General features: G+C 26.5%; 15 protein-coding genes. 12 read left to right on the forward strand and 3 right to left on the reverse strand.

Translation table 11 applies throughout. The features are described 5' to 3' along the window. Positions 1 to 464: 464 nt before the first annotated feature. Genes Q0733_RS01120 through Q0733_RS01130 form a run of 3 tightly spaced genes read left to right on the forward strand, consistent with a single transcriptional unit; the run spans position 465 to position 2,790 of the window. On the forward strand, positions 465 to 1,292 hold the full coding sequence (locus Q0733_RS01120) for an ion transporter (protein ID WP_298777898.1): 828 nt from the start codon (positions 465 to 467) through the stop codon (positions 1,290 to 1,292). Further along, a complete protein-coding gene (miaA, locus tag Q0733_RS01125) occupies positions 1,289 to 2,212 on the forward strand; it encodes a tRNA (adenosine(37)-N6)-dimethylallyltransferase MiaA (protein ID WP_298777900.1) in 924 nt (307 codons plus the stop codon). Before Q0733_RS01120 ends, miaA begins: the two co-directional genes overlap by 4 nt. Positions 2,213 to 2,271: 59 nt before the next feature. After that, a complete protein-coding gene (locus Q0733_RS01130; protein WP_298777902.1) occupies positions 2,272 to 2,790 on the forward strand; it encodes an OmpH family outer membrane protein in 519 nt (172 codons plus the stop codon). 161 nt (positions 2,791 to 2,951) lie between these two features. On the opposite strand, the gene Q0733_RS01135 is transcribed toward Q0733_RS01130, so the two are convergent. Further along, positions 2,952 to 3,176, reverse strand: coding sequence for a hypothetical protein (locus tag Q0733_RS01135; protein WP_298777905.1), 225 nt, complete (start codon positions 3,174 to 3,176; stop codon positions 2,952 to 2,954). A gap of 50 nt (positions 3,177 to 3,226) precedes the next feature. Beyond that, positions 3,227 to 4,603 carry an MATE family efflux transporter gene (locus Q0733_RS01140; protein WP_298777907.1) on the reverse strand — a complete coding sequence of 459 codons (1,377 nt, stop codon included), beginning with the start codon at positions 4,601 to 4,603 and terminating at the stop codon, positions 3,227 to 3,229. Positions 4,604 to 4,783: 180 nt separating this feature from the next. Here Q0733_RS01140 and tpx point away from each other — a divergent pair, with 180 nt between their 5' ends. From tpx to ribB, 6 genes are all read left to right on the forward strand, one after another. Continuing rightward, complete coding sequence (tpx, locus tag Q0733_RS01145) at positions 4,784 to 5,281, forward strand: thiol peroxidase (protein WP_298777909.1); 498 nt, start codon at positions 4,784 to 4,786, stop codon at positions 5,279 to 5,281. A gap of 1 nt (position 5,282) precedes the next feature. Then, positions 5,283 to 5,663, forward strand: a complete 381-nt coding sequence (locus Q0733_RS01150; RefSeq protein ID WP_298777911.1) for a diacylglycerol kinase family protein — start codon at positions 5,283 to 5,285, stop codon at positions 5,661 to 5,663. A 44-nt stretch (positions 5,664 to 5,707) separates the two neighbouring features. Next, positions 5,708 to 8,164, forward strand: coding sequence for a DNA translocase FtsK (locus Q0733_RS01155; RefSeq protein WP_298777913.1), 2,457 nt, complete (start codon positions 5,708 to 5,710; stop codon positions 8,162 to 8,164). 4 nt (positions 8,165 to 8,168) lie between these two features. Beyond that, positions 8,169 to 8,825 carry an outer membrane lipoprotein carrier protein LolA gene (locus tag Q0733_RS01160; protein ID WP_298777915.1) on the forward strand — a complete coding sequence of 219 codons (657 nt, stop codon included), beginning with the start codon at positions 8,169 to 8,171 and terminating at the stop codon, positions 8,823 to 8,825. A 64-nt stretch (positions 8,826 to 8,889) separates the two neighbouring features. Beyond that, complete coding sequence (locus Q0733_RS01165; RefSeq protein WP_298777918.1) at positions 8,890 to 10,329, forward strand: LptF/LptG family permease; 1,440 nt, start codon at positions 8,890 to 8,892, stop codon at positions 10,327 to 10,329. A gap of 3 nt (positions 10,330 to 10,332) precedes the next feature. Beyond that, complete coding sequence (ribB, locus tag Q0733_RS01170; RefSeq protein ID WP_298777920.1) at positions 10,333 to 11,478, forward strand: 3,4-dihydroxy-2-butanone-4-phosphate synthase; 1,146 nt, start codon at positions 10,333 to 10,335, stop codon at positions 11,476 to 11,478. 66 nt (positions 11,479 to 11,544) lie between these two features. Here the strand turns inward: ribB and pepE are convergent, their stop codons facing one another. Further along, on the reverse strand, positions 11,545 to 12,246 hold the full coding sequence (gene pepE / locus Q0733_RS01175) for a dipeptidase PepE (RefSeq protein WP_298777922.1): 702 nt from the start codon (positions 12,244 to 12,246) through the stop codon (positions 11,545 to 11,547). Between the two features lie 124 nt (positions 12,247 to 12,370). Here pepE and Q0733_RS01180 point away from each other — a divergent pair, with 124 nt between their 5' ends. From Q0733_RS01180 to Q0733_RS01190, 3 genes are all read left to right on the forward strand, one after another. Then, entirely contained in the window at positions 12,371 to 13,165 is a 795-nt protein-coding gene (locus Q0733_RS01180) for a hypothetical protein (protein WP_298777924.1), read from the forward strand. 62 nt (positions 13,166 to 13,227) lie between these two features. Beyond that, a complete protein-coding gene (locus Q0733_RS01185) occupies positions 13,228 to 14,031 on the forward strand; it encodes a hypothetical protein (RefSeq protein ID WP_298777926.1) in 804 nt (267 codons plus the stop codon). A gap of 30 nt (positions 14,032 to 14,061) precedes the next feature. Further along, complete coding sequence (locus Q0733_RS01190) at positions 14,062 to 14,559, forward strand: DUF6702 family protein (RefSeq protein ID WP_298777928.1); 498 nt, start codon at positions 14,062 to 14,064, stop codon at positions 14,557 to 14,559. The last annotated feature ends 12 nt before the right edge of the window (positions 14,560 to 14,571 follow it).

The following is a 14,571-nucleotide window of genomic DNA, read 5'->3' on the forward strand; positions in this document are numbered from 1 at the left end:
AAAAGATGTAGCTAAACTTTAAAAAAACATTTACGCTAAGAGTTTACAAATACAAAAACAGTATTAAAGACCTAACTTGATATCGTACTTAAACAACAAAAACTCAAAAAAAAACATAATAAGTTTGACTATAGAAAATCATTGTTACAAAAATACTTTGGATGAATGTGTGAATGGAATATTGAAAAACGAATTTTAACCTCTTGTTATTTTAAATAATGCTAACTTTAATGTTGTTAAAATAAAATTGTTCATAAAATTTATTTTTTAATGATATCTTTTTTCTAATTAATATGCACCCGATAAATAAACATTTATTACACTAAGTAAAAAATATGATTTTAGAAAAAATAAAAAACTTTATTTTTTTTCATATATCCCTATAAATAAAGAGAAAAACAGTAGAAAAAAAATTATAAACTCGGTAAATATTTGTAGTATTGTATTAGAAATTTAATTTTAACGTGGAAAATTCACCTAAAAAACATTCTTGGAAACAACGGCTTCATGAAATTATTTATGAGGCAGATACTAAAGAAGGTAAACTTTTTGATGTAATCCTTTTAATTGCTATTATAGCAAGTATTATTTTAGTGATGTTAGAAAGTATTGAGAGTTTTGATAATAAATATCATACTTTTTTAAACATTTCTGAATGGATAATAACAATACTTTTTTCTATAGAATATATTTTAAGAATAATATCTATAAAAAAACCTTTAAAATATATTTTAAGTTTTTATGGTGTTATAGATCTACTTTCAACAATACCAAAATACCTATCATTTGTTTTTGTTGGCTCACATCATTTTGCTGCTTTAAGAGCACTAAGATTACTAAGGGTTTTCAGAATTTTAAAATTAGTAAGATATATTGGCGCTTCCAATAAATTAATATTAGCCTTAAAAGCAAGTAGAGCTAAAATTGCAGTATTTTTATTTTTTGTAATTATTGTTTGTATCATTTTAGGGACCATAATGTACATGGTAGAAGGTGAAGAAAATGGTTTTACAAATATTCCAAAAAGTATTTATTGGGCAATCGTTACGTTAACTACTGTTGGTTTTGGAGACATTATTCCGCAAACTCCATTAGGGCAATTAATTGCTAGTATTATTATGATTTTAGGTTATGGTATAATTGCAATTCCAACTGGTATTGTAAGTTCAGAAATTGCAAATACCAATTCTAAAACAGATACAAATACACAGTCTTGTCCAAATTGTTTAAAAGAAAATCACAAAGAAAAAGCAGAATTCTGTTATAATTGTGGTGCTACTTTAAATCCATGATAAAAGAAAATCAGAATATTTTAATAACCATTGTTGGTCCTACAGCAATTGGTAAAACGGCATTAAGTATTAAACTTGCTAATCATTTTAAAGCTGATATTATTTCTTGTGATTCAAGACAGTTTTATAAAGAAATGGCTATTGGAACTGCTGTGCCAGATGCAGATGAATTAGCAGCTGCTCAACATCATTTTATTCAAAATAGAAGTATTCATGAAGATTATAACGTTGGACAATTTGAAAGAGATGCATTAGCTAAATTAGATAAATTATTTAAAAAAAACGCTATACAAATTATGGTTGGAGGTTCTGGTTTGTATGTAGATGCAGTTTTAAAAGGTTTAGATTATTTTCCAGAAGTTGATGTTAAAATTAGAGAACAATTAATTAAAGAATTAGAAGAAAAAGGATTAGAGTATCTTCAAGAAAAATTAAAAGAATTAGACATAGAAACCTACAAAACAATTGCAATAGACAACCACAAAAGAGTAACTAGAGCCTTAGAAATTTGTATTGGAACGGGCATTCCCTACTCTACTTTTAAAAATAAACCAAAAACTCCTAGAAATTTTAAATCTATAAAAATTGGATTAAATGCTGATAGAGAAATTATTTACAATAGAATTAATAAACGTGTAGATTTAATGATTAAAAATGGTTTATTAGAAGAGGCCAAAAAGCTACATTCACATAAAAAATTAAATGCCCTACAAACTGTTGGTTATAGAGAGTTGTTTTCTTTCTTTGAGAACACTTTTACAAAAGAATTTGCAATTTCTGAAATCAAAAAAAACACTAGACGTTTTGCAAAAAGACAACTTACTTGGTTTAAAAAAGATACAGAGACTCTTTGGTTTGATTATCAAACAGATATTAATCAAATTATAATACAAATTTCTGATAAAATTAACGTAAATTAACAAATGTTAATTTTTGTAAATCAATCGCTTTTTTATCTTTGTAAAACTAAAACAAAAACATGAAATCAAAAATTACAATTCTTTTTATTACTTTTATCAGCACTATTTCAATTGCACAAACTAAGGTTGGTACTATTAATAACGATTATATTATTAATTTAATGCCTGAGGCAAAAACTGTTATTGAAAGAACTCAAAAATATGGCGCAAAATTAGACTCTTCTTTTTCAATTAAAATGAGTGAATTTCAAGCAAAAGTTGATGACTTTAAAAAGAAAGAAAAAGAAATGGGACCTTTACTTAAAAAAACAACCATTCAAGAGTTAACAGCCATGGAAAAAGATATACAACAATATCAAGAAAATGGTAACAAGTTAATGCAATTAAAACAAAATGAATTAATGAGACCATTATATAAAATGCTTAATGATGCTATTAGTTCTGTTGTAAAAGAAAATGGATATACACAAATACTTACAACTACCGGAAACGATTTTGCTTATATTGATGAAAAGTATGACATTACAAAACTAGTAATGACTAAATTAAACATTAAAGAACCAGCAGTAAAAAATTAATTTCTGTAAATACTACAAAAAAACCTCACTAAACGTGAGGTTTTTTTGTTTAAGAAATATGGAAGTTTTTTATGTGTAAAATTTACTTAAAAACACGAATTTTAAACTATTAAATCATATTTTATAATCATTTTCTTACATAAAAAAACATCTTATTTTACTTACTCATATTGTTTCATTTCTTCATCATAAAACTCACCTGCTTTATCCATTAAATCAGCCAATTCCGTAGCAATATCTTCTTCACTTTCTCCTGTTAAATCTTCAAACCATTCAATTTCATCATCTTTTAAATTAATCATAAAACGAGGAAATTCTGTGTGCAATACAAAAACATCTTTAGGAAAATTACTGTTATCTGCTAATAAAAACTTAGGTAAATTCATTTTGTTATTTTTTACAATAGGCTTCTACCTATTTTATTTTTTTATAATTATTATTGTTTTTCTCTAATCAGTTTTAAAGTTAATGAATTAAACCTGATAAATAATAAAACTGATGCTGTTGTTAAACCGGCAAGTAAACCTAACCAAATTCCAAAACTACCATACATATCTTCTTTTCCTAAAAAATAAGATACAGGAAAACCTACAACCCAATAAGAAATAAATGTTAATACAGTAGGAATTTTAACGTCTTGTAAGCCACGTAAAGCCCCTAATACCATTACCTGAATACTATCAGAAATTTGGAAAAACGCAGCTGCTAATAATAAATTTGAAGCAATAGAAACTACCTCAATATTATCTGTATAATTTTCAGTATCATTTAAGTCAACATAAATATTGGGTAGTATTTTATGAAAAATAAAAAATAAAGCTGCAAATATTGTGGCTAAAATTAATCCAAATAAAAATATTGAAAATGCTATTCTCCTTAATTCTTTAAAGCTTTGTAATCCTTTTTGATTTCCAACCCTTATCATAGACGCCACGCTTAATCCCATTGCAACCATAAATGTCATAGAAGATAGGTTTAAAGCTATTTGATTTGCTGCTTGAGGATTTTTACCCAACAAACCACTTAACCAAATTGCTGCCGTAAAAATAGCCACTTCAAAAAACATTTGCATCGAACTTAAAGACCCTAAATTAATGATCTTTTTTATCATTAAAACATCTAAATCAAAAAATTTAATGCTAGTTACAATTCTTTTAGATCGCTCTTTATTTTTTAACAATAACCATAAATAAATGACCATAATTATTCTAGAAATTAAGGTACCATAAGCGGCTCCAACTATACCCATTTCTGGAAAACCAAATTTTCCAAAAATTAAAATATAGTTTAAAATAACATTTACAATATTTGCTATTAAAGTTGCATACATTGGATATTTTGTCATAGACATACCATCACTAAACTGTTTAATTGCCTGAAAAATTACTAATGGAATTAAAGAAAAAGCAACCAAATCTAAATAAGGAATTGCTAATTCTACAACTTCTTCAGGCTGTTTCATTAAATACATTAAAGGTTTAGCAGCAAAAACCATTAAAAATAATAAAATACCCAAAGTTGAACATAAAAACAAACCGTTTTTATACGTAGATCTTGCTTGTTTTAAATTATCTGACGAATCTGCTTCAGCAATTAAAGGTGTTATTGCAGTAGAAAAACCAATACCAATAGACATCGCAATAAACATAAAACTATTCCCTAAAGAAACTGCTGCCAACTCTGCAGTTCCTAATTGTCCAACCATAATATTATCAATAAAACTAACAAAAGTATGCCCAAGCATACCTAACATTACGGGTGCTGCTAATTGCCAATTATATTTAAATTCTGATGTATATTGAGTAAGATTCACTTATCTAATTTAAAGCGACAAAAGTACAAATTAAGAATAGTAAAAAGCAGATTTCCTTTAACTTTAAAAATACTTTATTTACACAAAACAAAGTTTATTTTAAACTTAATAAAACTCTTTATTTTAGTATTTAGTTTTCTTTTTTTAGTTATTTTTGAATTTAAAATAAATTTAAAGAAAATGGCAAATATCACCCTAAAAGGAAATGCAATAAATACAATTGGTTCTTTACCACAAAATGGAGAAACAGCTCCTAATTTTACCTTAACAGCAGTAGATTTATCGCAAAAAAAATTATCAGATTTTACTGGTAAAAAAGTGATTTTAAATATTTTTCCTAGTGTAGATACTGGAACTTGCGCAACTTCTGTTAGAGAATTTAACAAAAAAGCTTCTTCATTAGAAAATACAGTTGTATTATGTATATCAAAAGATTTACCTTTTGCTCAAGCACGTTTTTGCGGTGCAGAAGGCATTGAAAATGTGGTAATGTTATCTGACTTTACAACGGGTAGTTTTGGAAAAGAATATCAATTAGAAATTACTGATGGGCCATTAGCGCACCTACACTCTAGAGCAATTGTTGTTATAAATGAAGATGGCAAAGTTGCATATACTGAACAAGTTTCTGAAATTGTTGATGAACCAAATTATGAGGCTGCTTTAAAAGCTATATAAAATGAAAAATCCAAATGATGGTTATTTAAGAGGTAGATTTAAAAGTATAAAATTTGCTCTTAAAGGAATGTGGATTTTAATGACTACTGAAGACAGTATTAAAGCACAAATGTTTTTTGGATTAATTGCTACAATTTTAGGATTCTATTTTAACATTTCTAACTCTGAATGGGCATTACAAACATTGGTAATTGGTTTAGTTTTAGTAGCTGAAGCTGCAAATACTGCTATTGAAGAAATTGCAGATTTTATTCATCCAGATTATCATGAAAAAATAGGTTTAATTAAAGATATAGCAGCAGGAATACCCAGTTTTGCTGCATTTACATCTTTAATAATTGCTAGTATTATTTATGTTCCTAAGATTGCAGTGTTATTTTAAGCAAATATGTATATTTACTTTTTTAAAAAGTATTCAAAATTTTAATGGCAAAAAAGATAATAAGCACCAATAAAACCTCAGATAAAAGCGAAAACAAAACTAATGTTTTTAGTTTTTTTAAAACTAGACAAGCAAAAACAATATTAGGAACTTTTTTAATATTGTTTTCTGTTTTTTTATGTATTGCTTTTCTTTCCTTTTTCTTTAGTTGGCAAGAAGACCAAAGTATACTTACCAAATTAACTGTTAAAACTGTAAAAAGTGAAAATTTATTAGGTAAAATTGGCGCAAGTTTAAGTAATTTTTTTATCTATAAAGGCTTTGGAATTGGCGCTTTTTTAATTTCGTTTCAAATACTTTTAACTGGAACTTATATTCTACTTCAAAAAAAACTATCTAAAATTATAGTTTCGTGGAACTGGAATTTACTTGCCATTTTATGGATATCAATTTCATTTGGTTTTCTTCACAAAAAATATGCATTATTATCAGGGATAATAGGTTTTGAAGTAAATGATTTTTTACAAGCATTTATAGGAAAAACTGGTTTAGTAATTCTTCTCATATTTTTACTTATAACCTATTTAGTTATACGTTATAAAGTTACTTTTGATACTTTTATAGAAAAAATAAAACAAAAAAGAATAAAAAGAAGAGAACAACTCTTAGAAGGTGAAGAACTTTCTGTTACTGAAAAAGCAGTTGCAAGTGCTGAAAATAAAGACGTTGATGAAAAACCTAAATCGATAACTTTAGATCAAAAAGAAAAATCTGAATTTGAATTATCTTTAGAAAATTTACAACCTACTATATCAAAACATTCTGATGTTAACAAAAAAGATGAAATTTCTTTAAAAGTTGAGCAAACACTTGAACCTGAATTAAAAGTTGAACAAGTTACTAAAGTTGAAGATATTGTTGAAATTGATGTTGAAAAAGTTGAAGAAGAAGAACATGCAACAGAAAATTTATCCGATAAAATTTTAAAAGATTTTGGTGAGTTTGACCCTACTCTAGAATTATCAAACTTTAAGTTTCCTACTTTTAATTTATTAAAACAATACAATGAAAGTATTTCTGTTGATCCTAATGAATTAGAACAAAATAAAGACAGAATTGTAGAAACGCTTAAAAATTATAAAATTGGTATTGCTGAAATAAAAGCAACTGTTGGACCAACAATTACTTTATATGAAATTGTGCCAGAAGCTGGAATTAGAATTTCTAAAATTAAAAATTTAGAAGATGATATTGCTCTTTCTTTATCAGCTCTAGGAATTAGAATTATTGCACCAATACCTGGTAAAGGTACTATTGGTATAGAGGTACCTAATAAAAAATCTACTATTGTTTCTATGCATTCTGCAATTTCATCAAAGAAATTTCAAGAATCTCAAATGGAATTGCCAATTGCTTTAGGTAAAACAATTTCTAATGAAACTTTTGTAGTTGATTTAGCAAAAATGCCCCACTTATTAATGGCAGGTGCAACCGGACAAGGAAAATCTGTTGGATTAAATGCAGTTTTAACATCACTTTTATATAAAAAACATCCAGCAGAAGTTAAGTTTGTTTTGGTAGATCCTAAAAAAGTAGAATTAACTTTATTTAATAAAATTGAACGTCATTATTTAGCAAAATTACCAGATGCTGAAGATGCTATAATTACAGATACTACAAAAGTAGTTCATACTTTAAATTCTTTATGTATAGAAATGGACAACAGATATGATTTGTTGAAAAATGCTATGGTTAGAAACATAAAAGAATATAATACAAAGTTTAAACAACGTAAATTAAACCCTAATGATGGGCATCAATTTTTACCTTATATTGTTTTGGTTATTGATGAATTTGCCGATTTAATTATGACTGCAGGTAAAGAAGTGGAAACACCTATAGCACGTTTAGCACAACTTGCAAGAGCAATAGGTATTCATTTAATTGTAGCAACACAAAGACCTTCTGTAAATGTAATTACAGGTATTATTAAGGCTAATTTTCCTGCAAGAATTGCATTTAGAGTAACATCTAAAATTGATTCGAGAACAATTTTAGATGCTGGTGGAGCAGATCAATTAATTGGACGTGGAGATTTATTATACACAAATGGAAATGAAATAAACAGAATTCAATGTGCGTTTGTGGATACACCAGAAGTAGAAAAAATTACTGATTTTATTGGATCTCAAAAAGCATATACAGATGCACATTTACTACCAGAATATGTAGATGATGAAAGTGGCACAAGTATTGATATTGATATATCAGATAGAGACAAATTATTTAAAGATGCTGCAGAAATTATTGTAGTAGCACAACAAGGTTCTGCATCTTTATTACAAAGAAAATTAAAATTAGGTTATAATAGAGCCGGTAGATTAATAGATCAACTAGAAGCTGCAGGTATAGTTGGCGGATTTGAAGGTAGCAAAGCAAGACAAGTATTAGTTACAGATTTAGTTGCTTTAGAACAATTATTAGAAAACGAAAAGAAATAATAAAATGAAAAAATTAACAATCTTATTTTTAGGTTTATTTATATCAACAATTACTTTTTCTCAAAGTTCAGAAAAAGCAAAATCTTTATTAGATGAAGTTTCAAGTAAAATGGGAGCTTATAAAAATATGTATATTGGTTTTAGCCAAACATTAAGTAATATTGAAGCTGGCATAAAAGAAGGCGATGAGCCACCTATTAGAGGGGAAATAAATTTGCAAGGAGAAAAATATAGTTTAAACTATTTAGGAAATAAATTTATTTACGATGGCAATAAACTATATGTTATTAATAACGATGAAAAAGAAATTTCTATAACAGATGGAGATTTAGAAGGCGATGATGGTTTTATTTATCCTTCAAAATTATTAACTTTTTATAAAGAAGGATATAATTTTGAAATGGGAAAATTGAAGAACTTAAATGGTAGAAAAATTCAATTTATAACATTAAATCCCATTAATAGTGAAACCGATATTGTTAAAGTTGAATTAGCGATTGATGCAAAAACAAAACATATTTACAAGTTGATTCAAACTGGTTCAAATGGTTCAAAAACTACTTTTACCATAACAACTTTTAAGAGTAATGAAGTTTTATCGGAAAACTTTTTTAAATTTGATAAGCAAAAATACTTAAGCCAAAATTACTCAATAGATTAAAAATATTCAATTAACATGAAATTAATAGCATCTTTATAATTAAGATGCTATTTTTGTTTTCAATATGAAAATTTTAGATAAATACATCTTAAAAAGTTTCTTAAAACCCTTTATAGCTACTTTTCTAATAGTACTATTTGTTTTGGTTATGCAGGGTTTATGGCAAGCTTTTGAAAATATAGCTGGTAAAGGTATTAGCCTTATTTTTATTTTAAAATTTTTATTTTACACTACTTTGATGATCATTCCTCAAGCACTTCCAATAGGAGTGTTATTATCATCAATAATGGCTTTAGGAAATTTAGGCGAAAACTACGAGTTTGCCGCTGCAAAATCTGCAGGAGTATCATTACAAAGGTTAATAAGACCAATTGGAATTTTAGCAATTCTACTAAGCGGAATAAATTTTCTTTTTTTAAATAATATTTATCCTTATGCTGTATATGAACAAGTAAATTTAAAAAATAATATAAAGAAAAAACAACCAGCAATGGCTCTAATTCCTGGAAGTTTTAATGCTGATATGCCTGGTTATCAAATTAAATTTGATGAAAAATATGGTGAGAATGACAATCTTTTAAAGAAAGTTTTAATTTACGATTTAACCAGTAGAAAAGGAAATCAAAAGGTTATTACAGCTGAAAGTGGTAAAATTGTTTCGGAAGAAGGTAGTAGATACATGACCTTAATTTTATATAATGGAAATTATTATGAAGAGCATGTAAAATCTGCAAGAACATTAGCCAAGAAAAAAAGAATGGCAGCATCAAATGCTACTTTTAAAGAATATGAATTTAATATTGATATTGGTGGTTTAGGTTCAGAAATTGACACTACAAAAACAAAAGGATATCCAATGATGTATACTTTAAAAGAAATTGGAGACACAATTCCTAAGTTAAAAACGGCTTATGATGAAAAACTAAGTATAAGAGCTAATAATATTTTTTTTAGTACTTCTGCCAAAACTTTATATGAATATTCAGATTCTTTAAAATTAAAAAATTTAGATAAAAATATTTTAGAGAACTTTGAATTGGATGAAAAAATATCCATTTTAAATGCGGCAGCTACTAAAACTGGTAGAACATTAACAACATTAAAAAATAATAGTACTTCTATAAAATGGAAAAGGAAAATATTAAACTTTTATGATACCGAATATTATAATAGAGTTGCTTTTTCTTTATCCTGTATTATCCTCTTTTTTATTGGAGCTCCTTTAGGTTCTATTATAAGAAAAGGAGGTTTTGGTTTGCCAATGATTTTAGCAATTGCAGTTTATGTACTCTATTTCTTTGCTAATACTTTTGGTAAAAACCTAGCAGAAGAAAGCACAATAAGCTCATTTTTAGGCTCTTGGATTTCTGCAATTATTATGACACCAGTGGCTATTTTATTAACAAGAAGAGCAACAAAAGATAAAGGAATTTTTAATTTTAATTCTTTTATACAGCCAGTTACAAATTTATTCAAAAAATTAATGCCCAAAAAAAGGCAGTAAGATATGACATCAATTTCTACAAAAAAACAATCACAATTAAACACAATAGAAGAAGCTATAAATGATATCAGAAATGGTAAAGTAATTATTGTTGTTGATGATGAAAATCGTGAAAATGAAGGCGATTTTTTAGCTGCCGCTGAAAAAGTAACTCCAGAAATGATCAATTTTATGGCAACCCATGGCCGTGGATTAATTTGTGCGCCATTAACAGAAAACCGTTGTAAAGAATTAGAATTAGGAATGATGGTTAACAACAACACAGATCCTATGGAAACTGCTTTTACAGTATCTGTAGATTTACGTGGTAAGGGTGTTACTACTGGTATTTCTGCATCTGATAGAGCTTTAACAATTAACGCTTTAATTGATAGTGAAACTAAACCTTTTGATTTGGCTAGACCAGGCCATATTTTTCCTTTAAAAGCGAAAGAAGGTGGAGTTTTAAGAAGAACTGGACATACTGAAGCTGCCATAGATTTTGCACGTTTAGCTGGTTTACAACCCGCTGGTGTAATTGTAGAAATTATGAATGATGATGGTACAATGGCTCGTTTACCACAACTTTTAAAAGTTGCTGAAAAATTCGATATAAAAATTGTTTCTATTGAAGATTTGGTTGCGTACAGAATGGAACATGATTCTTTAATAGAAAAGAAAGAAGATTTTGACTTAGATACTCGTTTTGGAACTTTTAGATTAAGAGCTTATCAACAAACAACAAATAATCAAGTACATATTGCTTTAACAAAAGGTTCTTGGACGCAAGATGAAGCTATTTTGACAAGAATAAACTCTACATTAGTAAATAATGATATTTTAGGAACTTTAACAAATAATGCTGACAAGAAACTAGATCAAATGTTTCAAGTGATAAATGAAAATGGTAAAGGAGCCATTTTATTTATCAATCAACAAAATCAATCTAAAAATTTATTAAGTAGATTGTCTGTTTTAAAAGAACAACAAGAAAAAGGAATTTTAAAAGCGCCACCAATAACAATGGATCAAAGAGATTTTGGAATTGGTGCTCAAATTTTACATGATTTAAACATTAGTAAATTAAACTTAATTACAAATACACAACAAACTAAAAGAGTTGGTATGATTGGTTATGGCTTAGAAATAGTAGATTATGTTACTTATTAATTGTTTTTAGTTTTTAGTTTTTAGTTTTTAGTAAAATGAAAACTTTACTATTTATAAACTTTGAAACTAAACAACTACTTCTCTCCCACTTTCTAGTTCTACAGCTATTTTATTTTGCTGAAATAATCTTGCAGATAGGTTTCCTTGCAATGTAATTTTATCACCTGCAACTTCTAACCAACTTCCTTCACGCAAACCTAAAACAGGAGTTTCATTAAAAACATGAAACTCTTTTATTCTGGTTTCTCGAGTTTCACCTTTATGAGTTGAACCAATTATAGGATCTAAATAATGAGCATTTATATTAAAAGGAATACTACCCAAAGTTTTAAAACTTGGCGGATACACAATTGGCATATCATTGGTATTCATCATATTAACTCCGCAAATATTACTACCTGCACTTGTGCCAAGATAATGCGTTCCGTTTTCTAAAGCTCGTTTTAAATCATCTAAAATATCATTTTTATATAATTGATTTACCAGTTCAAAAGTATTTCCTCCCCCAGTAAAAATAGCTTCGGCATTTTGTATAGCTTCTTTTGGGTTATCAAATTCATGAATTCCTTTTACATCAATATTAATTGATGCAAAAGCTTTTCTTGCAATTGAAGTATAATCATCATAAGATATTCCGCTTGCTCTAGCATAAGGAATAAATAAAATTGTTTTCATGCTAGAAAAAAATGTAGATAATGTTGGTAATAAATATTCTAAATAAACACTTCCGTGTATAGTAGATGTACTTGCAATAATTAGTCTTTTCATAATTCAAAAATAACTGATTTTTTACAAATAGGTTTTCATAAACTTATCATAAAAAAACTGTTTAACATAAATTTACAATTGTGTTAATATAGTTTTAAGAGCAACATCACTTTTCTTTGTGAACATGAAAAAACAACTAATTTTCTTCTTACTTTTTACTATACTTTCCTACAGTCAAGAAAAAAGAAAAATAATAAATGGTAAAGTAAAATCTGAAATAGGTTTTATTAGTGATATTCATATTTTAAATTTAAATACAAAAGTTGGTACAATAACAAATGATTCAGGGTGGTTTGAAATACCAGTTGTTAAAGGTGATAGTTTACAGTTTTCTCATATTAATTATAAAGAAAATACAATTATAATTACTAAAAAGATAATTTCTAAAAATATAATTGAAGTAGAACTAGAAGATAAAACATATCATTTAGAAGAAATTACTTATCAAAAACCAAAAACTATTTTTGAAACTTACAATGAGGTTAAAAGATATGAAGGTCCAAAAGTTAATGCAAAAAAATTAAGTTTGCCATACGCCAATACAAAAATAAAAAAAGATGAGGCTATTTTTAAATTTAGATCTGGCGGAGTTGTAAGTTTAGATAATTTATTAAATTCTTTAAATGGCAACAAAAAAAGAAACAAACATTTGGTTAAGTTAATAAATGAAGATGCTTTATTATCAAAAATAAGAAAACAATTTACAGATGACTTTTTTATTACTGATTTAAAAATTAAAAAAGAAAATATTAATACTTTTTTAAATTATTGTAAATGTAAAAATATTATTTATTTATTTAAAAAAGAAGAAAATATAAAACTCACCAAAGTATTAATTGCTGAAAGTAAAGGGTTTTCTCAAAAACCTGAATCCTACAATTTATTCATTACGAAAAAAAATGATTTAACAAAATTTTAGAATCATACTTTAAAGTAAGTATTAATAAAAAGTCGAAATTTGTGTGGAATGAAATTTATTTTATGCTAAAAAAAATACTTTTTATCTTTTTAACATTCATTTTTTTTAGCTCTTTTAGTCAAGAGAGAAAAAAATTAATTATTGGTAAAGTGTCAGATTCACTTTCCATTATTAAGAATGCAAATATCATAAACCTTAAAACAAAACAAGGAACTTTTTCTAATGATGATGGATTATTTAGAATTTTTGTATCAAAAGGTGATACATTAAACGTTTCTTCAGTTCAACATATTTCTAAGCAAATAATTATTTCAAAAAAAATAATTGAACAAAAAACAATTACCATTTCATTAAAATCAAACACATATGTTTTAGATGAATTTGAATTAAAAAGGCATAATTTAAGAGGAAGTTTAAGTATTGACACAAAATTTGTACCAACAAATAAAAAAGACTCTTTATTAAGAAATGTAATGGATTTCTCTAAAATAGACATGAATATTGTAGAAGCAGATGATTACATAGACAAAAGAGTAAGGCCACAAATTGTTTCTACAGACCCAAATTCTAAATTTGTTGGTGCAGGTGCAGCAATAAGCCTTCCATTTAAACACTCTGCACGTTTATGGGCATTACGTAAAGATTTAGCTTATAAAAAATCTTTTCCGTATAAAATTTTATCTGAATTAGGTGGCATTTTTTTTTTTGATGAACTAAAAATTCCTGTAGATAAATATTTTCATTTTTTAGAATATTGCAACCCTTTAGGAATTGAAAATTTACATAAAAAAGGAAAACTATTAGATGTCATAAAAATTTTACAAACTGAAAGCACATCTTACCTTAAAATCATAAAAAAAGAGTAATTTGGCTCAATAATTGTTTTTTATCCCAATATGAAAATAAAAAAAATATATCTACTACTTTTACTCATCCCTTTAATCTCTTTTACAGTTCATAAGTATTATTTGAGTTTAACTCAAATAAAATATAAAAGTGAAGCAAAATCTGTACAAATAATAACCAATGTTTTTATGGATGATATTGAAGAGGCATTAAATCAAAAATATTTTATCGACTTACAGATTTCTACAAAAAAAGAACTAGAAAATAATGACGTTTATTTTGAGAAATATTTAAAAGAAAACCTCTTTTTTAAAATTGATAATGTTCCAAGAGAATTCACATATTTAGGTAAAGAATATGAAGACGACTTAATATATTTTTATTTAGAAATAGAAAATGTAGAATCAGTTAATGATATAGAAATTACCAATAAAATATTAATCAATCATTTTCCTAAACAACAAAATTTAGTAAAATCTAAAGTAGGGAAAAAGAATAAAAGCTTTTTATTAACTAAAGAAAAATTTATAACAACTTTAAAACATTAACACAAACAATCT

It is taken from the genome of uncultured Polaribacter sp. (assembly GCF_947500975.1).
Classification (GTDB): domain Bacteria; phylum Bacteroidota; class Bacteroidia; order Flavobacteriales; family Flavobacteriaceae; genus Polaribacter.